The organism is Streptomyces sp. NPDC031274 (assembly GCF_055570235.1).
The window spans coordinates 100,609-121,267 of record NZ_JBVIHP010000031.1; the positions used below are offsets into that span (position 1 = coordinate 100,609).

Annotated in this window: 14 protein-coding genes and 2 pseudogenes; 10 read left to right on the forward strand and 6 right to left on the reverse strand. The window is 67.9% G+C overall.

Annotated features, from left to right (window positions below):
- Positions 1-127: 127 nt before the first annotated feature.
- Positions 128-1,630, reverse strand: coding sequence for an RICIN domain-containing protein (locus ACZ5CR_RS36920; RefSeq protein ID WP_468865861.1), 1,503 nt, complete (start codon positions 1,628-1,630; stop codon positions 128-130).
- Between the two features lie 849 nt (positions 1,631-2,479).
- Here ACZ5CR_RS36920 and ACZ5CR_RS36925 point away from each other — a divergent pair.
- From ACZ5CR_RS36925 to ACZ5CR_RS36935, 3 genes are all read left to right on the forward strand, one after another.
- Entirely contained in the window at positions 2,480-3,445 is a 966-nt protein-coding gene (locus ACZ5CR_RS36925; RefSeq protein ID WP_468865863.1) for a DUF4331 family protein, read from the forward strand.
- Between the two features lie 636 nt (positions 3,446-4,081).
- Positions 4,082-5,617 carry an alpha/beta fold hydrolase gene (locus tag ACZ5CR_RS36930; RefSeq protein ID WP_468865865.1) on the forward strand — a complete coding sequence of 512 codons (1,536 nt, stop codon included), beginning with the start codon at positions 4,082-4,084 and terminating at the stop codon, positions 5,615-5,617.
- Between the two features lie 259 nt (positions 5,618-5,876).
- Positions 5,877-6,317 (forward strand): OsmC family protein, encoded by a 441-nt coding sequence (locus ACZ5CR_RS36935; RefSeq protein WP_468865866.1) that lies wholly within the window; start codon positions 5,877-5,879, stop codon positions 6,315-6,317.
- A 502-nt stretch (positions 6,318-6,819) separates the two neighbouring features.
- On the opposite strand, the gene ACZ5CR_RS36940 is transcribed toward ACZ5CR_RS36935, so the two are convergent.
- On the reverse strand, positions 6,820-8,085 hold the full coding sequence (locus tag ACZ5CR_RS36940; protein ID WP_468865867.1) for a PucR family transcriptional regulator: 1,266 nt from the start codon (positions 8,083-8,085) through the stop codon (positions 6,820-6,822).
- 223 nt (positions 8,086-8,308) lie between these two features.
- On the opposite strand from ACZ5CR_RS36940, the gene ACZ5CR_RS36945 reads away from it, so the two are divergent.
- The 5 genes and pseudogenes from ACZ5CR_RS36945 to ACZ5CR_RS36965 form a co-directional block, all read left to right on the forward strand.
- Positions 8,309-9,106 carry an AMP-binding protein gene (locus ACZ5CR_RS36945; RefSeq protein ID WP_468865868.1) on the forward strand — a complete coding sequence of 266 codons (798 nt, stop codon included), beginning with the start codon at positions 8,309-8,311 and terminating at the stop codon, positions 9,104-9,106.
- Positions 9,103-9,336, forward strand: a complete 234-nt coding sequence (locus ACZ5CR_RS36950) for a hypothetical protein (RefSeq protein WP_468865869.1) — start codon at positions 9,103-9,105, stop codon at positions 9,334-9,336. The genes ACZ5CR_RS36945 and ACZ5CR_RS36950 overlap by 4 nt, the downstream gene beginning before the upstream one ends.
- A gap of 49 nt (positions 9,337-9,385) precedes the next feature.
- Positions 9,386-9,562 carry a hypothetical protein gene (locus ACZ5CR_RS36955; RefSeq protein ID WP_468865872.1) on the forward strand — a complete coding sequence of 59 codons (177 nt, stop codon included), beginning with the start codon at positions 9,386-9,388 and terminating at the stop codon, positions 9,560-9,562.
- Between the two features lie 724 nt (positions 9,563-10,286).
- Positions 10,287-11,078, forward strand: a complete 792-nt coding sequence (locus ACZ5CR_RS36960; RefSeq protein ID WP_468865874.1) for a DUF2637 domain-containing protein — start codon at positions 10,287-10,289, stop codon at positions 11,076-11,078.
- 415 nt (positions 11,079-11,493) lie between these two features.
- Positions 11,494-11,745 (forward strand): annotated as a pseudogene (locus ACZ5CR_RS36965) (transposase family protein); the annotation flags it as partial.
- Between the two features lie 85 nt (positions 11,746-11,830).
- Here the strand turns inward: ACZ5CR_RS36965 and ACZ5CR_RS36970 are convergent.
- The 4 genes from ACZ5CR_RS36970 to ACZ5CR_RS36985 all read right to left on the reverse strand — a co-directional run bounded on the left by ACZ5CR_RS36970 (position 11,831) and on the right by ACZ5CR_RS36985 (position 17,935).
- Positions 11,831-14,371 (reverse strand): ATP-dependent Clp protease ATP-binding subunit, encoded by a 2,541-nt coding sequence (locus tag ACZ5CR_RS36970; RefSeq protein WP_468865876.1) that lies wholly within the window; start codon positions 14,369-14,371, stop codon positions 11,831-11,833.
- 375 nt (positions 14,372-14,746) lie between these two features.
- Positions 14,747-15,556, reverse strand: a complete 810-nt coding sequence (locus tag ACZ5CR_RS36975; protein ID WP_468865878.1) for a Dyp-type peroxidase — start codon at positions 15,554-15,556, stop codon at positions 14,747-14,749.
- Positions 15,557-15,749: 193 nt separating this feature from the next.
- Positions 15,750-16,391 (reverse strand): SMI1/KNR4 family protein, encoded by a 642-nt coding sequence (locus ACZ5CR_RS36980; protein WP_468865880.1) that lies wholly within the window; start codon positions 16,389-16,391, stop codon positions 15,750-15,752.
- Positions 16,392-16,756: 365 nt separating this feature from the next.
- Entirely contained in the window at positions 16,757-17,935 is a 1,179-nt protein-coding gene (locus ACZ5CR_RS36985; protein WP_468865883.1) for an acyl-CoA dehydrogenase family protein, read from the reverse strand.
- Between the two features lie 371 nt (positions 17,936-18,306).
- Between ACZ5CR_RS36985 and ACZ5CR_RS36990 the strand changes: the two genes are divergently transcribed.
- Positions 18,307-19,602 carry a PAS domain-containing protein gene (locus ACZ5CR_RS36990; protein WP_468865884.1) on the forward strand — a complete coding sequence of 432 codons (1,296 nt, stop codon included), beginning with the start codon at positions 18,307-18,309 and terminating at the stop codon, positions 19,600-19,602.
- Positions 19,603-20,100: 498 nt separating this feature from the next.
- Positions 20,101-20,489, forward strand: a pseudogene (locus ACZ5CR_RS36995) (glycoside hydrolase family 48 protein); the annotation flags it as partial.
- Between the last annotated feature and the right edge of the window lie 170 nt (positions 20,490-20,659).

Here is a 20,659-nt window from a genome sequence, read left to right on the forward strand (position 1 = left end):
CCTCTTCGCCCGCCGTAGTTCTCGGCGTGCGGGTTTTTTCCCCCCCCCCCCCCCCCCCCCCCCCCCCCCCCCCCCCCCCCCCCCCCCCCCCCCCCCCCCCCCCACGGGCGCAGGGGCCCGGAAGGGTTCAGGAACCGGCGCGCTCCCACCGCTGATTGGTGGCTTCGCCGTCGCAGGCCCACTGGATCAGGGGCGCCCCGTCACCGGTGGACCGGTTCTGCACGTCGAGACACTTGCCGCTGTGCCGGGCCACGAGGTGAACGCCGCCCCCGGTGGCGTTCCGCACGGTCCAGCGCTGGCTGTCGCCCTCGCCGCAGGCGGACTGGACGACGGCGGCGCCGTCCTCGGTGGAGGCGTCACGGACGTCTAGGCACTTCCCACTGTGCCGGAGCATCGCACGGACCGTGCCGTCACCGGAGTCCTGGAACCAGAACTGCTGGTTGAGGCTGCCCCGGGAGCAGGACCACTGGACCGCGATCGCGCCGTCACCCAGGGACTCGTCGGCGACGTCGGCACACTTCCCGCTGTGCTCCGCGGTGAGCGTCTCCCAGCTCCCGGTGCCGCTCACCTTGCCGGCCTCCGCGTCGACGGAGATCTGCGGGTAGTAGTCCATCGTCATCGTCTCCCTGGTGGGGAAGTCCAGCGGGAGCCACACGTAATGGGAGTCGTTGACGTTCCCTCCCATCGAGTTGCCCCAGCGGTCGCCCATGTAGAGGTATGACGTACCCGATGTGCCCTGGACCGGCAGGACGTACGCGGTCTGCGAGCCGTACGCCTTCCCGTTGCCGATGTCATTCAGTTCGGTCCAGTCACCCGTGATGCTCTCGGCGCTGCTGTACTTCTGCTGGTTCGGGGACCAGCCGGTGGCGCCGGACGTCAGTAGGAAGTACCGGCCGTCGCGCTTGAACATGGCCGGGGCCTCACGCGACCGGCCCTCCCACAACTTGCGCACCAGCGAGTCCACCTTGGTGTAGTCCCCCGACAGCCGGTAGACGTGCAGGTCGGCGTTCTCGTTCGCCGCCGAGATCATGTAACCGGTGCCGTCGTCGTCGACGAACGTGGTGATGTCCCGTGACATGTGGTCGAGCGGCCGGAAGCTGCCCCGCCAGGCGTAGTCGCCGTCGACGGTCGAGGAGACCGCCACGGCGGCGCGGGCCTCGCCGTAGTCGCTCGCGTTCTCCTTGTGCATCCACATCACGAACGTGTCGGTGGCCTTGTTGTAGATGACCTTGGGGCGCTCGATGTTGGCGCTCTCCAGCTCCGGGGCGGTCTTCTGGGTCAGGACGTTCTTGCGGAACTCCCAGGTCTTCAGGTCGGTGGAGCGGTAAGCGGAGACATACCGGAAGGTATTGTCCTCGTTCCGGTTCTCGCCGAACCAGTAGTAGTAACCCTCCACCTTGATCACACCGCCACCGTGGGCGTGCACGACGTCGCCGTTCGGGTCGGTGAACTGGGTTCCGTTGGTGATGGTGACGGCGGCGGGGGCTGCGGCGGGGGCTGCCTGGGCCGAGCCCAGGGGGGACAGAAGTGAGAGGAGCAGCCCGGCCAGGGCGGCGAGCAGAAGGGCGGTCGCGCCTCTCGCCTGCCGCCCCTCGGGCCTCGGTGTTCTCCTTTGCGCCTTCGCGGACATGGGTTTCTCCCTGTCGGAATGTGGGGGATGCGCGCAACGATGTTTACGTAAACATGCGGTTGCGGAGATGAGTCTGGAAATCTTGTCCAGCCCTGTCAAGGCTTTGGTCAGCATCGGGTGTGCCCGGCAGCTCGCGGTACCAGTGCTCTGCGTCGAGGTTGGTGGCATGCCTTGCAGTGCCGTGGCACGGCAAGGCGTACTTGTGTAGACCAAAAGCGGGGCCGTCCCCATTCGGGTGGCCCCGCGGTCCCTTCGACTCGGTTCAGGCGGTGGCTGTCCGCCAGATCTGCACCAAGCAAAACTGATCCTCCCCGCCCACGGCGGCTTCGTGGCCGGCGGGCGTGGCCAGCACGTCGGAACAAGTGGGTGTGCCACCGGTTCCTGGTTGCGCGCGATGGACAGCTCCCGGTTAAGGACGGTGTCGGCATCCATCTCGTCCGCCCGCGCCGCCGCCAGCTCGGCCAGCACCTCCGGCAGCGCCGGGTCGTCGATCGCGGCGACGGGGAAGAGGGGCGGCCTGGCACACCGGCGGGGGCTTACGGCGTTGTGCAGTGGTGGCCTGTGCTCGCCTCGAAGGTGGTCATGCTGTGGTTCCAGTTTCGGTGACCGGGTGTGGTCGCGGGCCCGGTCACCGCGAATACGCCGGATGACGGATATGCAGCCGACGGCGGCAGGAAGACCGTTGCTCTCGACGTTTCAAGCCAGGAGGGAGGCAACGACGGCAAGCAGGTCGGCGGCGGGTGATCGTCCCGGACGGGAGGGCAGCGCCGGGCCCTGCGTCTTCCGCGCCGTACGGCCCGATGCTCCACTGCACCGCCACAGCCACAGCCACCCGACAGGAGTTCCGGAATGGCACACCACGTCTCCGGCCTGGGCATCAGTCCCACGAGCCTGGATCCCAGAAGCCACATCACCGATCTCTACGTATTTCAAAAGCCAGGCGATGCGAGCAAGACGATCCTGGTGATCAACATCAATCCGACCTCGCCGATCACCGACGACGCCGTCGACCACGAGTCGGTCTACGAAGTCGGCGTGGACACCGACGCCGACGCGGTCACCGACATCGCCTTCCGCATACGTTTCTCACCGGTGCAGGACAGCGCGCAGACCGCAACCCTGCAACTGACGACCGGCCGGGAGGCTGCGGCCGACCTCAACGCCGGGGACACGGTCCTCCTCAACGCGCAAGTGACCTTCGGCTCCGAGCCGCAGATCACCGTGGCGGGCGACTTCAGGCTTTTCGCCGGGCTCCGCAGCGACCCGTTCTTCGCCGATCCAGTCGGCGCGAACGACAAATTCCACTGGACCGGCAAGGACTTCTTCGCCGACAAGAACGTGTTCGGCATCGTGCTGGAAGTCCCCAACAGCACTCTCGGCCCGAACCCGCAGGTGGGTATCTGGGCCAGAGTCCTGGTCCCGCACGAGGGCCGACTGGTCCAGGGCGACCGGGCCGGGCGGCCCGGGATCGACAACAATTTCAACCAGAACGACGCCGACAAGCGAGTCTGGAATCAGCAGGAGCCGTCTGCCGACCGCGAGGGCTTCCTCGATAAGTTCGCGCACGTCTTCGAGCACGCGGGCCACCCCAAGGACCGGGCTACCGCTCTCGCGGAAAGCTTGCTCCCCGACCTTCTGACGTATGACTACGCAAGCGCCGCAGGATTCCCCAACGGCCGTAACCTCACCGACGATGTCATCAACATGGGGATCGCCCAACTCAGCAACGGCGCCGTGCCCCACGACGGGCTGCGGCCCCACACCGACCTGCGCACCGACTTCCCCTTCCTGGGGAATCCGCACGAGCGTGGCTGACAAGCACAAATCTGGGCGCCCCTGCTCTGTGAGCGGGGGCCATCGGCATCACTTCTGAACTGGTCGCATGACTGACCCGCTGGGCCGCACATGGGTCATCCAGTGCAAGCACCGCACAGTGGGAGCTGCTGCCCAGCATCTCTCCCCCACACCCCGCGCACTCCCAGAGCAGCATCCGTCATCTCCTGCACATCCAAGACGCCGCCCCGTAAAGGTGCCTGCCCTCACATCCCAGTCCCCAGCACAGCAGGCAACGGAAGTTGAGGCTGAGGTCAAGGCTGAAGCTGCAGTTGAGGTGCAGACATGGGCGTCAGCGCCACTCCATGTGACCATCCCGCACCACCCTCCAGGCCGACCGCACAGGGCCATCTGGCGGACCAGCGCAGCAACAGGCGGCAGCACGTGCGCTATGGCACCCACCCCAGCGGCCATCAAGCACAACCAGCCAGCCAGCCAGCCAGCCAGCCAGCCAGCCAGCCAGCCAGCCGCAGATCATGCCGCTACCTGTCCGCCCTGCGTACCAGCCCCCAGGGACGGATGGCCCCACGCCACTCCCCCGCAGTAGGGCTACCCCTAGGCACGACTCGGGGGTTGGCCACAGCGATACCGGGCGATCGCGCCCCTAGCGTGCCGTATATGCAGATGACCAGAGGTGGGCAAGTGGCCATTGCCGGTGTCGTGATGCTGGCCGTGACAGCGGGAACGTCACCCGTCACAGCCTCGCATGCGACCCAGGAGCTGTCGGAGCTCGGGCAGTACCACGCCCAGGACGTCGACTGGCACGACTGCGCGCTGGGCCCCGACGACCCCACAGGGCAGAAGCTCGATGACGCCGGCGCCCAGTGTGCCGACCTCACCGTGCCGCTCGACTACACCGACCCCGGCGGCCGGACCCTCACCGTCGCCATATCCCGGCTCCGCGCCGCCGACCCGGCACATCGCGTCGGCCCGCTGCTGCTCAACAACGGCGGCCCCGGCGGGCCGAGTCTCGACATGCCGCTCACAGTCGGCGCAGCCATGGGAGAGGTCGCCAAGAAGTACGACCTCATCGGCCTGGACCCGCGCTTCGTCGGCCGCTCCACGCCGCTGGACTGCGGCTGGGACATCGGTTCCACGGTCTTCTCGGCCGGCAAGGGCCGGTCCGGGTTCAAGCACTCGGTCGCCCGTCAGCGCGACCTGGCGAAGCGGTGCCGAGAGACGAACGCAGAGGTGCTGCCCTACGTCAGCACCCGCAACACCGCCCGGGACATGGACGTCGTCCGGGCCGCGCTGGGCGCGCAGCGGATCTCCTACCTCGGCTACTCGTACGGCACCTACCTCGGACAGGTCTACACCGAGCTGTTCCCCGGCCGCACCGACCGCATGGTGCTGGACGGTGTCCTCGACCCCGCCCGATATTCCCAGACACTCCTCGCCGACTCCACGGAAGCCAACGAACAGGCGCTGCACGCCTGGGCAGCCTGGACTGCCGCCCGCCACGATACCTATGCCCTGGGCCGCACCGCCGACGCTGTGCTGACCACCGTGCGCCGTATCCAGCAGGCCGCGGCCGAAAAGCCCCTACAGGTCGGCGACTTCCGGGTCGACGAACACTTCGTTCCCTTGGTCTACTTCAGCGGCCTCGGCAGCGACCTGGACAAGCCTCGGGCCGCCCTGGCCACCGCGATCCGAACGCTCGCGCGCGCCGCCGGCGGGCAGCACGTCGAACCTGGAGCGGGGTTTTCCGAGCTGTTGGCAGCCATGACTACCAAGGCCGGTTCGCAGCAGGGCAGCGCGCAGGCCGCCATCCTGTGCGGAGATGTCGCGACGGAGCGCGGCACCGAGAGTTACTGGCGCGACATCCAGGCCAGCCGCGAGAAACATCCCTTCGCCGCCCCACTGTCGTACAACATCACAGCGTGCGAGTTCTGGAACCGCCCGACGGAAGCACCGACCGTGGTCGACAACGACGTCCCTGCCTTGTTGGTCAACGCCACGGGCGACACCCGCAGCACCTACTCCGGCGCGCAACAGGTCCGCGAACGGTGGTCCCGTTCCCGCCTGGTGACCCTGCCCGGCGCCAAACAGCACGGGATCTACGGCGAGTACGGCAACTCGTGCGCGGACGCGCAGGTCAACGCCTATCTGGCGGACGGCAGACTACCCGGGCATGACGTGTCCTGCCGGGCCTAGTACACCGGCCCGTGGCTCACGGCCTCCCCCACCGCCCGTTCGGGAGCCCACACCTGGCCGTGGGTCGTCCCAATCCCGCTGCCCGCCCCCGCGGCACCGGCGTATCCGCCTCCCATTCCCGGCAACGGCCGACAGCGCACGGTTCCCCCGCTTCCCGGCTGTCCTGCGGGGCCGTCCTCCGGGCGATCAGGCGCAGCACGGCGTACGGGCGGGCGCGGCCTGAGGACGGGCCGCGGGGCGTGACAGTACTGTCGTCGCCATGACTGACAATTCGCTGCGTTCTGTCACCATCGAGCGGGCCGGCCCGGGCCGGTTCACCGCGACCAATACTCGCGGGGGCACGCTGAGCTTCGGCACCGGCGAGGGCGCCGATTTCACTCCGGTCGAGTTGTTCCTTGCGGCGATCGGCGGCTGTACCGCGGCCGACGTGGAGGTCGCCACGAGTCGTCACGAGGAGCCGACCACGTTCTCCGTCACCGTGACCGGCAGCAAGGTCGAGGACGAGAGCGGCAACCGGATGTCGGAGCTCGAAGTCGCCTTCTCTGTCGCGTTCCCGGACGGGCCGTCAGGGGAGCGCGCCCGCACGATCCTGCCCCGGGCCGTGAAGACTTCGCACGACCGGCTCTGCACGGTCAGCCGCACCGTCGAGGCGGGCACACCGGTCAGCGCGACCGTGTCCGACAAACCTGCCGGCACCTGACGTCTGAAGGTGGCGCCGGAGCAAGCCGGCCGGCGAGCTCCGGCGCCGTACACAGCAGGCCCACGAACTCGAGCTCGGCAACCGCACCGTCGATATCCTCACCTCGGTGGGCTCCGCAACCCCCAGACGCTCGGTGACGGCCGAGTAGAAGGTGACGCCCGCGCTCAGTTTGGTCAGGGCCACGCACCGGCCTTGAGGAATATCGCCTCGTGTTCACACCACAGCAGCCGTCCCCGAGAAGGAGCATCGAACACTGAGCGCTAGGTGCGCTGTTCGGGCACGTTGGCGACGCGAGCTCGGTCTTGCATGGGTGAGGGCCTTCTGGCTTCGGTGGTGACTGCGACATCTACCGCCGAGTGCAAGAGGTCATCTCCGTCAGCTTGAAAAGGGCTCAGTGACCGTCCGGGTCCGGGCGAGGAAGCCGGATATATGACCGTGATGTGACCACCGCGTCGAGGGCCGGGACACTCCGCCGTTGACCGGTCCCCACTGGGGTCGGTTGTCAGCTGGGCGGCCCGCTGTTCGTCGCTTCCGGCTGGGAGCCGGTGGGGCCGGATGAGTGATGGTGCTTCAGCAGGTCCGGAAACGTTCCCACGGCATCCAGTGCCATGGTGAGCTCGGCGACGATCTTCGGGTTGTCCAGGGAGCCGCGCAGAAATTCCTCCAGGCGATGCATGCGGTACCGCACCGTGTTCTGGTGGCAGCACAGAACCTGCCCGGCCTCGGCGGCCGACCCGTTTGCCTGCAGCCAAGCCTGGGCTGTCTTGAGGAGCGTGGTGCGGTCGTCCTCGGGCAGTGACAGAACACCACCGAGAACGCGGTAGACCGCGCGCCGCGTGGTTTCCAGGTTGCTCATCACCAGTTCCGTCAGCGGAGTGTCGTCGAGTTGGCGTACGGCTGGGGAACCTGTGGGCAGCGACTCCAACGCGACCTGGGCGTAGCGCAGCGCCCGGGAGGTCTGGTCCAGGTGCTCGTAGGCAGGGCTGACCCCCGCTCGCCCGGTCGTCGTGGCACGGATGGCATCGAAGAGTTGGCCGACCGGCCGCCGACGTGGGCAGGAGAGCACGGCCATTTCGTGGCCGGGCTGCGCGCGCCACGCCGACCTGACGTCAAGGGCCCGCAGTCTTGCCTCCAGTCCGGGCAGCGGGGAATCGCCGGCCTTGAGGGTCTCGGCCACTACCAGGAGGAAGTTCCCTTGGTAGGGGAACTTGAGCATGCGTGCTACTTCCCAGATGGTGTCACTGCCGGAAAGCGGTCCGTCGGTCAAAGCGGCGACCAGGGCCGAGCGGCGTCGGTCTGTCTCCACCAGCCGCTCGGCGATGGTTTCCCGGTAGGAATCTGTGACTGCCGAGGAGTAGCTGTCCGACAGGTCCCAAATACGGGTGGCTGTATGCAGGAGCGCACTCATCGCTTCCGTTCCTGCGTTGTGTGCCTCCGCCCGGAGCTGGTCCCAGAAGAGACCGAAATTCAACCGGTAGGCACGCAGGATCTCTGGCAGCGGCACACCCTGTTGGGCGCGCAGACGGCCGGTCGCGGTGGGCCCGGACAGGTCGACCGACGCCGACCCGGGGTCGGTGAGATGAGCGAGGACGAAGCCGACGTTCCGGCGCAGAGAATCATGCAGGTCTTCCGGCCTCACGACCATGTTCCGATAGAACTCGATCTCTCTGTAGATCTGATCGGCCATGCTGGCGACGATCTCGTCGAGCCTGAGGCTCAGCGCGTGGGCGATGTCGGCAATGAGCTCGTCCTGTCTTGAGTCCTGCATTCCCCGATCGTAGAGCAGCTGCCCTCGGGGATCGCCGTCATCTGCCGTCCCCGCCAGGGTAATTGTCGCGGTCGACAGGATTCCCTGTCGGTGGATACATAGCCGCGCCCGAGGCGATCCATGACGATCGTCACAGCTGACATGACTGTGCCTGGAGCCCGAAAGGGCGCGCCCGGGCCGACGGCCCGATGACCTTGATCCATGCCTCTGGGAGAACGACGAAGTGACCAATCTCGCCACCGATCTGCAGGACGCAGCCGCGAGGTATCCGCAACAACCCGCGGTCCGCGTCGATGACGGCTTTCTGAGCCTGGCTGTGTTGGACGAGCTCAGCGCGCGCGTGGCGGGCGGGCTTCTCGCCCACGGTGTGCGGTCCGGCGACCGGGTGGCGGTCATACTGCCGAACATCCCGGCCCTCTCCGTACTCTCCTTCGGTATCCTGCGCATCGGCGCGACCGTCGTTCCGGCGAGTTCACTGTTCGACGTCCGCCACTTGCGAGACTGTGCCGACAGCTGCGGGGCGCCGCTGTTCTTCGCCTCGCACGACGCGGCGAGCCGGCTTGCCCACGCCTCGCGAGCAACGTGTGTCCCCGTCGGCCAGAGCTTCCTGGATCAGGTCGCCTTCTGGCCGGAGGCCACCCATGTGGCGTACCGCTCCGACGAAGACACGGCCGTCGTGGCCGGCACCGGGAAGAGGGCCAGCCTGCCTTCAGGTACCGAGCTGACGCACGGCGCTCTGCGCACGAAAGCGTTCATCACTTCTGCAGTGTCACTGGTCGACTTGGTAGCGGACGGCGCCGACCGGGAGCGCCTTCCCCGCCGTCCGGCCCTGACTGTTCGCGACAGCCGGCGCATGATCTACGGATGCCACTGGGGCAAGCCTGGTCCAGTCCTGGATGTCGGCCCCGGGCAGGGCGACTTCACCCGCCGGTCCGCTCCAGCCGAGGCCGACAACATCGACATGGACGCTGAGAACCTCGCGGCTGCGGTGCCGCCCTTCAGGAGCAGGAGGACGCGGTGACGCTGTGGCGGCAGGTCCTGGCTGCTCTCAAGGACGACACCGTCAACGACGCGGAACGTGAGCGGATCGTGGCCCTCGGCGCCGCCCAGCTCGCTGCTCACCGTGCTCCCAAGGGTCGACAGGCCACCCCGGACGACGTGATGGCACTCGCATTCCGCGAGTTCGCGCTTATCATCGACGCCGACCAGGCCCGCGCCGCCCTCCGGGAAGCAGGTCAGGCCCGTGAGTAGTGCGGACGTACCACTCGGCGTTGAACCCGGCGTGACTACGGCGATGCCGATGACGCCCGTCATCGGTGTACAGCGCGGCGGAGGCGAAACGGTCCCCCGCCCCGAGCTGGAACCGATCTTCTTCGAACTCGCCCAGCAGTGGGAGACCGACGGCCGTCTCGTCCCCGGCCGGGCGGATGCGGAATGGACGGTCCTCGCCCTCCACCGTCCCTGGCCCGGTCGCTGACCGCGCGGTGCGGGCCAGGGCCACCACTGCCCCCATGGAGTCAGCCGCCGGTTTGGCGTCGCGCTCCCTGGCTGCCGGACCAGCTCACCGCGGTTGCGCCCGCCGGTCCGGCAGCCGCATCAGGCCACGACCTCGGCCGGTTGGTACGCATCGCCCCTTCGTAGGCCCGGAGGCACTACGCCGATGCCCTGGAGAAGACCGGTCAGCTCCCGCAGGTTTTCCTGAGCCTGAGTTGGCGGGCCTCCCTGCGGGGCGAGTCGCCTGTTGGCCCTGGGCGAACTGGCCGGGCATCTCAGGCGTGCCGACGGACTCGATCCGGGGCCGGCAGCGGGTGGCACAGGAACCCGCTCGTGCTGAGTCACGGCTTCGACCGTCGTGTTTGTCGGCCAAGCGTTTGAGACAGGGCTTGGTGTAGCCCATTCGCGTGATCCGATCACCCGATCGCCGGGCATCCCTTTTTCCGACCTTGTTCGTTATGCGGAGGTGAAAGGGCCAGGTGGGTACGGAGAAACGATTCTCCCGTCGATCGGCACCGTATATCGGTTGACCAGTGGCGGAAGCATCTCCGGCCTGTCGGATGATTTTTGAACGAGATCAGGACGATGAGAACCGAAGCTCTGGGGGCGGCATGCGAGGGGCATGCCGACAATGGCCCGCACCGGCGCCACCGGCCGGGTTCCACGCTCCAGCAGAACACTCCACGCAACGGCACGAAGGAACCCGGATGGACGACTGGCACAACGGCAGGGAAAGCACTTACATTTCGCGATATCCCCGGAGGCCAGAGCACGACACGCTGGAACCGTACGACAGCGTCCCCATCCCAGCCCAGCAGTCCTGGGACGGAGTCGGCCTCGACGCCACGCTGAGCCGCCGGGGCCTGGAGGAGGATCTGGCCGAGATGTTGTCCACGGCATCGGGGCCGAGGCTATTTCCGGAGCACGCGGACCATCCGCTGTCCCAAGAGCAATTGGCCGAGATGCTGGCCGCGGTATCGGGTCCCAAGCCGCCTCCCGAACCCGCGGACCAGCCGCTGTCCCGCATCGAACGCAGGCGTATGCGGCAGAAACCGCAATTCCTCGTGGCCGGTCAGCGCATCACCCAGGTGACGGTCCTGTTCGCCGCGATCGCGGTGTGCGCGGCGTGCCTGCTGGGCTGGTCCATCACCTATACCTACGGCCAACTCCGTACGATTGCCGAGTACGTCCTGCCGGTGGAGCTGGCGCAATGGTGGCCGCTCACTGTCTATGGTCCGTGGTTCGTTGCCGCTCTCTCGGTTCTGCGGGCGACCGTTCAGCACCAGCCTGCGCGACGCTCCTGGGGTGTCCTGCTGGTGACCTCCGCCATGGCCGTGGCCTTGTGTGTCAGTCACTCTTCCCGCTCGGTGCTGGCTTTCGTGACCCTCGGAATTCCACCGATCACCGCCCTGGTGTGCTTCTGGGAACTCATCGGCCAGCTTTCCTCCAAGCACCGCACCCGCACAGGGGCCCACGCACAGCAGCGTTCCAAGGCATGAGGAAGTCCGCATGGCCCCTGGGCTGCTGACGCCCGCTGGCCGGCCCAGCAGGCGAAAGGATTCTGCGAGCGGAACGGTGTCCGGTTCAGCGGCGGACACAAGGGTCCGCCCTCATGACGAACCACACCGCCCGTTCCGCTGCCCGGTGCCGCATTGCTGAGCGCAGCTCGTCCCCACGACCTGATCGGGCGCGGGCGCAGGCGCAGGCGCAGGAACTGCGTGGATGTGCTGCCGTTGCGTTGCCACAACAGTGCATCCACGCTGACGAGTTGACGCCACTGAGGCTCTTTCAACCTCACGGTGCTGGCCGAGAGTTGGACACTCCTGCGCAACGAGGAAGCTCCTGGTAGACGGGTTTTCGACCAAGATCACCCGTGCCGCCAGGAGCTTCACGTGCTTGTCTATCCATCATCGATCGACTGCGTTCCGCTACATACACGAGGCCGTCGAAGTGCTGGCCGCCCTCGCCCCGTCCCTGGCCGGGGCGAGGAAGACGATCCGGACCAAGGCGTTCGTCATCCTCGACGGCACCCTGCTCCCCATCGACCGCATCGCCGCCTACACCCCGTACTACTCGGGAAAACATAAACTCCACGGCATGAACGTGCAGGTCCTCACCGATCCGGTCGGCCGCCTGCTCTGGGCATCGCCGGTCTTGCCCGGTTCGACCCGCTGCAGCACCAACCGCATCACCGACATCGTGAAGGCCGCCCTCGTCCTTCACCACGCCTCAATATGAGGGGGGAAAACGCTCACTGATCGCCGTCGGTGGATTTGGCGGATTCCGTGGTGTCGTCCGCCCCGGCAGCTTCCCGGCGCACGGTGCAGTGGAGAGTGTCGTTCACCACGTCGGCGACGATGGTGTCGCCCGGCTCGGCCTCACCGCTCAGCAGAAGCGAGGCGATGCGGTTGTCGAGTTCGCTCTGAATCGTGCGGCGCAGCGGGCGGGCACCGAATTCCGGCTGGCGGCCGTGGGCGACGAGGAGCTTCTTGGCCGCTTCCGTGACTTCCAGCTTCATTCCCTGGGCATGCACCCTGTGCTCGCTCTGCTTCAGGAGGTGATCGACGATCTGCGACAGGTCAACCTCGGTGAGGCTGTGGAAGATGATGATGTCGTCAATGCGGTTGAGGAATTCCGGCAGGAAGCGTGCCCGCAGTTCCTCCATCAGGTCGTCCTTGATCTCGGACACATCGCCCTTGTGGTCGAGAATGCGGTGGGCGCCGATGTTGGACGTCATGATGACGACGCAGTGCCGGAAGTCGACCGTGCGGCCCTGGCCATCGGTGAGGCGTCCGTCGTCGAGGATCTGAAGGAGCGTGTTGAAGACGTCGGGGTGCGCCTTCTCCACCTCGTCGAAAAGGACCACACTGTAGGGCTGGCGACGGACCTTCTCCGTGAGCTGGCCGGCCTCTTCGTAGCCGACGTATCCAGGAGGGGCTCCGACGAGCCGGGCGACGGTGTGCTTCTCCTGGAACTCGCTCATGTCGAAGCGGATCATGTGATCGTCGTCGCCGAACAGCAACTCGGCAAGTGTCTTGGCCAGTTCGGTCTTGCCGACGCCGGTGGGGCCGAGGAAGAGGAACGAGCCGACGGGCCGGTTCGGGTCGCCCATGCCCGCGCGGTTGCGGCGCACGGCCTCCGAGACGGCAGTGACCGCTTCGTCCTGGCCGACGATCCTGCCGTGCATCTCCTCCTCGAGCTTGAGGAGCTTCTCCTTTTCGCTGGCGGTGAGTTGGGAGACGGGGATACCTGTACGGCGGGAGACGACATCGGCGATGTCGGACGCCGTGACGGAGACGACGCCCTCGCGCCGCTCATCGATCCCCGCGAGCTCGCCCTCGAGCTCGGCGACCTGCCGCTTGAACTCCGAGGCCTTCTCGAAGTCCTCGCTCGCCACGGCGTGTGCCTGCTCGCGGCGGAGTTTGGCGAGGCGGTCCTCGCGGCTGATGACCTCGGTCGAGCGGCCTGCGCTGCGCAAACGTACGCGGGCTCCTGCCTGGTCCAGCAGGTCGATGGCCTTGTCGGGCAGGAAGCGGTCGCTGATGTAGCGGTCGGACAGTTCCGCGGCTGCCGCGAGGGCGCCGTCGGCGAAGCGGACCTGGTGGTGAGCTTCGTACGTGTCCCGCAGGCCTTCCAGGATCTCCACCGTCTGCTCGACGGTCGGCTCCGGGATCAGCACAGGCTGGAATCGACGTTCCAGTGCGGCGTCCTTCTCGATGTGCTTGCGGTACTCGTCGATGGTCGTCGCGCCGACAACGTGCAGCTCACCGCGGGCGAGCGCGGGCTTGAGCATGTTGCCCGCGTCCATCGATCCCTCGCCGGTCGCGCCCGCGCCCACGACGGTGTGGAGCTCGTCGATGAACAGGATGATGTTGCCACTGGCCGCCTGGACGTCCTCGATGACCTTCTTCAGTCGCTCCTCGAACTGGCCGCGGTACTGCGCGCCGGCCACCATGCCGGACAGGTCGAGCGAGACGACCCTCTTGTCCTTCAGCGTCCCCGGGACTTCGCCCGCCACGATCCGCTGCGCCAGGCCCTCGACGATGGCGGTCTTGCCGACGCCGGGCTCACCGATGAGTACGGGGTTGTTCTTGGAACGCCGGGAGAGGATCTCTACCGTCTGCTCGATCTCGTCGGCCCGGCCCACCACCGGGTCGAGCTTTCCGGCCTTCGCCTCATCCGTCAGGTCCCGCCCGTACTCGTCCAGAGTCGTGGCCGGTTTCTCCTTCTTTCCGTCGGACGGGATCCCGTCCGCGCGAGCCGCCTGGTCCGCGAGGCCCGACAGTCTCTCCGGGTCCAGGCCCTCCGCGCGCAGCATGCGGGTGGCCCCGGAGTCGGCGTCGTCGAGGAGCGCGCTGAGAATGTGCTCGGGTCCGATGTACGAGACCCCGGCCGCCTGCGAGTGGGCGTAGGCCGTTGCCAGGGTGCGTTTGGCCGCCGGTGTGAGTCCCGGTTCCGCGGACGGCTCACCGGACTCCTGCGGAAGGACATCGGCGACCTCCTCCGCGAGCTTGTCGGGGTTCACGCCGACCTGGGAGAGCAGCTTTCGAGCGGGATCGACCTGGGTGGACGCCCAGAGCAGGTGCTCTGTGTCAAGGTCGGGGGTGCCGTCCTGGACCGCTCTTTGCGCGGCCAGATTGAGGAGTTCGTGCGACGACTCTGTCAGGAGCCGTCCGATGGGGACTCGCTGGACGGCAGGAGGAGATGACGCCGGTGACATTCCGAAGAACCGATTCAGCATTTCACTGAAGGGGTCAGCGGAACCGAACCCTGAACCGAAGGACATCGACATGACAGCTCCTGGCACCGAGGGGGTCCGTACAACTAAATCGCGATGTCCACCGCCCTGCAAGCGGAGCGGGAGACGGCGGGAACACCGTCTTGTCGGGCGAAACGGAACTGCTCACCGCAACCGCACAGAGGTATTGGCCACGCCGGGCCCGGAACGCAGGCTGTCGAAAGAGAACACGGGAACGAGCGCCGCAGAACGAAGAAGTCGGACAGTGAAAACATGGACCACGGGTCGTCACAGACAATTGCCCCCCACGCCGGCGCCTCGATGGTGGACAGGTGGCCGGTGCCGACCGCCTCGTCCTCGATCTCCCCCACGCCTTGGAGATGATCGGGGCCGGCTCGCGATGCAGATTGTTCATGCCGGTGGGCGTGGTCATCGGTTTCCTTTCAGCCTGCCGATCCCCGATGAGCCGTCGGCCGGCATCGTGTCGCCGGGGGCGGCTGGCAGGTCATCGAGGAAATCGGCGGTCGGGACGTGAAACAGGCATCCGGTGACCGCCGTCGAAAAGTCGAGAATACGGTCGTGCAGGCCTGGCCGGCCTCCCGCGAACACGTTCCTGAGCATTTGTTCTGTCACGTCAGGGGTGCGGGCGTAGCCGCTGAAATAGGTGCCGAACTCCCTGTTCCCGAGGTTGCCGAACGGCATGTTCTCCCGAACCATCTTGCGTTCGGTCCCGTCCTCGTCGGTGATCGTGGTGAGTGCGACATGGGAGTCGGCGGGCTTGACGCCATCGGGGATCTCGATGTTCGCCAACTTCGTTCTGCCGATGACCCTTTCCTGCTCGTCCGACGACAGAGCGTTCCAGACCGCCATGTCGTGCAGATACTTCTGGACGATCACATAACTGCCTCCCTTGAAATCGGGGTCCTCGTCGCCGACGTACACGGCGTCTTCCGCGGCTCCCCCATCGGGATTCTCGCTGCCGTCGACGAAGCCGAGCAGATCGCGCTCGTCGAAGTACTTGAAGGCGCCATGGCGTTGGTGGCACTGCCGGTGGCGCAGGCGGGACGGCGCGATCTCGCCGCCTACGCCATGCCGGGCTCCTTCACGACCACCTTCGGGCGCAATCTGCCCTACCCCCGCCGCACTCGGGAGCGACGCCGCCGGCCACCCCCGGTGCTTCCGGGACTTCAGCCCCCGACAACACCTCGGGGAGGTGCGGTCCCGCAGGTCGACAGCCACCCGTCTCCCGGCGCGCCTCCGACCTGTTCACGGGGCACCGGCCCAGTACCTGCTGGATCCGGGCAACGCCTGGCACAAGGGCTGTGCCCCGTCCAGGCGGACCTGGTCCGCACGATTGCCAGGCCATAGCAGCGCCATCGCAACACGGGCCCCGCCCGGCGCCCCACGCGGCGGCGGGGCCCCGGCTGCACGGTCAATGCACCGGCCGCCAGTGGGCGAACGCCTCGTCCAGAGTGCGCCACGGCGGCTGCTGCGTCGGGTCGTCCCAGATCAGGCAGCCCCACACCAGACCGGGCACGTCGGATCCCATCCGCTCGGCCGGCCCCTCGGTGAGGGTGGTGAACACTTCGTCGAGGTAGCCGGCGAGCGACGGAAATCCAGCAGGGCCTTCCGGCGGCTCGCTCAGGTACCAGCGGCCCACCCCGTCGCCGGACACCCAGTGACCGGATTCAGGGCCAGCCTCGTCACCGGTCAACCACGGAACCGCGGCCAGACCGCCCCAGGGATCCTTACGCCCGACGCCGGGAAGCCGGGGCCCCAGCGCCTGGCCCGGAGACAGGATGATCCCACCGGGCAAGAACGCCCCCGAGCCGACCTCGCCTTCCTCGTCTTCCTCAATGACCTGGTGCTCCACGCCCCCGCACAGCCGCCACAGAGCGACAAGCTCCTCAGGAAGCCCGAACCCCAGCTGTCGGCGCAGCTTCGCATCCGCCTCGCCGATCTCCTCGTCGGGCACTGGCGGAAGCAAGCTTTGATGCGACAGCGGCGCGTGCTCGGCCAACCACCGCTCCATCCGGGCCCAAGCCGCCTGCACCCGCTGTATGTCCTCGCTCATGCACGGCACCGTACAGACGACGGGTTCCCGGCGAACCTGCTGCGGCCACAACCGGGCCGACCGGGTGCTCGACTCGCAGCTGGGCAACCGAGGCGAGTGTCCTCGCAATGTGCGGCCTGTCCGTCGGAGTGCCGGGACGGGCGGGCGGGTCGGCCGGGCCCAGCGACTGGCAAGTCGACCGGTAGGAGGGGCGCAAAGGTATGCCCTGTCTCGGTCGCAGACAATCGTCCCCGCACGCGAGGGAAACAACTACCGGGCAGTCGGTCCGGCAAGAAGTCCGGGGATCCGTCGGAACGGCACGACGGCGGGGGCGGATCCTTGGCAGAGCCGACCCCGGGCGGGACCCGGGCGCCAGCCCCGGACGGTCAGGCCAGATCCAGGAAACTCCAGCGGGCGTCCGGCCGAGCACCGCTCAGCCACTTGCCGCAGTTCTGGAGCACGACCGGGCTCGACGTGATGTGCTGCGTGCCCGTGCCGAGGTCGCGCAGGAAGCGGTCCACCGGGCCGCGGCGGATCGCCGCCGAGCCGGCCCAGCGGTGAACGGTGCGGCCCACCTCGTACACGGTCGAGGTCGTGTGGTTCAGAACGAGACGGATCAAAGTGTCCTGCTCCGCGCTTGGCAACTCACCCTGGTCCAGAGTCTGTTCGACGTCCTGCCAGACCTCGTTCACCCAGGCCCGGGCGGCCCGCAGCTTTGCCTCCGCCGTCGCGTACTCGGCGTGGAACTGGGAGGTGTCGACCGCGGCGCCCCGCGAGCCGGACCGCGCCGCGGCGACCCGCTTCAGCTCGTCCAGAAGCCGACGGCCGACACCGAGGGCCCAGCCCGTGTGCCCGATCGCCGACATGTTGACCAAGCCCAGGCGGTAGACGGCGCCGCCGTTGACCGGCGCGCTGGTGGTCGCGACGTAGGTGTACGCGTGCGGCACATACACATCAGTGCAGTGGTAATCGATACTGTGCGTCGCGCGCAGCCCGAGCACGTCCCAGTTGCCGTCCAGGGTCACCTGCGACTTCGGCATGGCCAGGACCCGCAGTTCATCGGTGCCCTCGACCTGGATCGCGCTGTGGATGTGGGTGGCGTGCGCCATCCCGGAGGCGAACTGCCAGGCGCCGCTGACCCGGTAGCCGCCCTCCACGGGGACGGCCCGGCCGGGGCGCGTGCCATGCCCGGCGAGCAGCGCATGCTTCCCGTTCGGCACGTCGGGGAACAGTTCGGCCGCCGCCTCCCCGGCGAGGTACGCCGCGGTGGTCCCGGTCATCAGCTGCAGCGCGAACATGGTCCACCCGGCCGAGGCGTCGTGGTAACTCGCCCGCTCCACCGTCTCGATCAGCTGCCGCGGCGCGAACTCGTACCCGCCCAGGCTCAGCGGCAGCTCGGCCCGCACGATCCCCGCGTCCAACAGCGCCCGCGCCGTGTCCTCCGGCAGTCTCCCCAACTCCTCGGCGGCATCCGCCCGTTCATCAAGCATCTCACCGAGCGCGTCGATCCGCTCCAGCACCCCCGCCAGTTCCGCACTGACATGCAGCCGACCCCTGTCCCCCATGAAATCCCTCCCCTTGTGGCCTGTTTCCCGATCGTCTCACGCACCCGCCCGGCGGCCCGATCCGCAGGCTCCAACCAGACGCACCCGTACGGTTGTTGCAGTCGGCGTCCTCACCAGCCACCGCGTCGGAGGATCGAAGCGGCGCACCTCAGCATCCGCGTCCAGCCGCGTAGCGAGCCCGAGCGGGGGCGGCCCGTTCGACGGTGTTCGTTTTCTGTAGTGCTCGTTGTCGAATCCGGCGGGCCGGCGCCGTAGGAGCCTCGGTCGAACCAGGGCATGGACAGGTGCGCGGTGTCGCATATGACTGCTGGCGTCCGGCTCGAGTGGCTACGCTATGCAAGCAGCCGTCTTCGTCCGATGCCGGGAGGTGTGTGCTGGTGCATGACGCGCTGCGGGCCACGTCCGACAGTCTCGTGTTCAAGGTGACCACGGCGCCGTATCTGCTGCTGGATACGAATTTCTACATCCGTGGCGTCAACCCGGCTTACCTGCGTGCCACCGGACGCTCGCACGAGGAACTGATCGGCGCGTTCCTCTTCGACGCCTTCCCGGACAATCCCGGGGACACCGGTTCGACCGGCGTGCGCAACCTCAGCGCGTCGCTGGAGCGGGTCATGCGCCGCGGCACCCCTCACGACATGGGGATCCAGCGCTACGACATCCCCGATTCCCAGGCTCCCGGCGTCTTCCGCATCAAGGCTTGGAGTCCTGTCAACTCCCCGCTGATGGACGCCGATGGCCGCGTCGTGGGTGCTCTGCATCATGTCGAGGACATCACCACGGTGTACGAGTCGCTGCGCCATGCCGATGGGAGCGGGGTGCCGGAGAGTGCGGGGCAGCCGACCCCGCTGCTGCGCGGCGCGCTGCTGGCCCTCGCCTTCCACCAGCGCGCCCTCCAGGCGACCGGACTGGCGAAGTCGGCTGACCTGCCAGCGGGGGCGGGCGGCACTGGTGGCATGTCGGCGGCCGGTCTTGCCCGGCGGGACTCGTTGTGGCACAGGATCACCCATGCCGCCCGTCAGGGCCTGCCCGGCAGTGGATGCCTCGCCGCGGTGTGCGACTGTGCGGTACGGGAGCTGCCCGGTGCCGACGCCGCCGTCATCACCCTGCACGGCAGCGGGTCTCACAACGTCCAGCTCGCTGTCACCTCCTCGTGGGGGCAGCAGGCCGAGGAACTGCAGTGGACCACCGGCAGCGGCCCGTCTCTGACCGCGTTCGCCACCGGCGAGCCTGTTCTGGTGCCGGTGCTTGACCAGCGCAGCTCCAGCTGGCCGCTGTTCACGGATGCGGCGTGCCGTATCGGCGTCGGTGCCGCGTTCGCCTATCCCCTGTCCACCGCCACCACGACCGTGGGTACCCTCACCCTCTACCACCGCGGCAGGGGGAACACACAACCACCCGTCGACGCGGAGGTATTCGCCCAGATCGCGACCGCTGTGCTGCTGGCCGACCTGGAGGGCGACATCAGCGAGCAGGCCAGGGCCACCGCCGATCAGGGCGACATCAGTACCGCCATCGGCATCCTCGCCGTCGCCCAGCAGATCAGCACGAACGACGCCCTCGCCTGGCTACGCACCACAGCCCGAGCCAAGGCAATGTCCCTCGCCGACTTCGCCCGCGAGGTCCTTGCCCGGCGACCACCCTCGGCTCCCCCCTTGAGTAGCTGACACCGTCGGTGACACCGAGCGTTTCAGTGGGCCGGCGAGTAGACGAGTCGGCCGGTTGAGCGCTCGGAGGAGCTCGATGCCGGCCCCGGCTCCGGCCGCGTGCGCCCTGCGACGATGCCGAGGGCCCGACCGAACTGCCCTGCCCTGCCCGGCACGGCAGGGCCCGGCACGGCACGGCAACGAGAGTTCATTTGTCCACCGCCTTCGTGCCTACCTCTGGGTGTGCTCCCAGGGGTGCTCAGGCGGCACGCGCACGGGCACGCCGCGTTGCCGTTCGAGTAGATCTGTGGTCGAGGCGGCCGTCCGCCGGGGCCCGGGAGCGTACGGCCCCGGGCCCCGGCGGCGTGCGGTCTGCGTGTACCTACAGTGCGGGGTAGGCGTTCTTCATGAGTTCCTGGAACTGGGCGGAGAACCAGTGGCCGGATACCGGCGCGTTGGGCAGCGCTCCGGACATGTGGTTGTTGTTGTGCGGGTTACCGCTGTACGTGGGGTCGCAACGCGAAGACCCTGACCTACTACGCCGCCAAGTCCGGCGACGCACAGGCGAAGACGACGGCGAAGGCGCTGCTCGACGGCATGTGGGAGCACGACCAGGACGCGCTCGGCATCGCCGCGCCCGAGACCCGGGCCGACTACAGCCGGTTCGACGACCCGGTCTACGTGCCGAGCGGCTGGACGAACACGATGCCGAACGGCGACAAGATCGACTCATCGTCGACTCGTCGACCTTCTCCTCGCTGCGCTCTTTCCACAAGAGCGACCCCAACTGGTCCAAGGTCGAGGCCTACTTGGCGGGCGGGGCGGCGCCGACGTTCACCTACCACCGGTTCTGGGCCCAGGCTGACATCGCGCTCGCCATGGGTTCGTACGCGGAGCTGCTCGAGTAACGCCCCGCTGACGGCAGTTACGTGCACACCGGGCTGGGGGGGGGGCCCCCCCCCCCGACCCCCCCCCCCCCCCCCCCCCCCCCTCCCCCCCCCCCCCCCCGACCAAGGGGGTCATCGGTCAAGGCGGGTGGGCCCCCCCCAAAGGGGACCGTCCCCCGGGTACAGTGGGG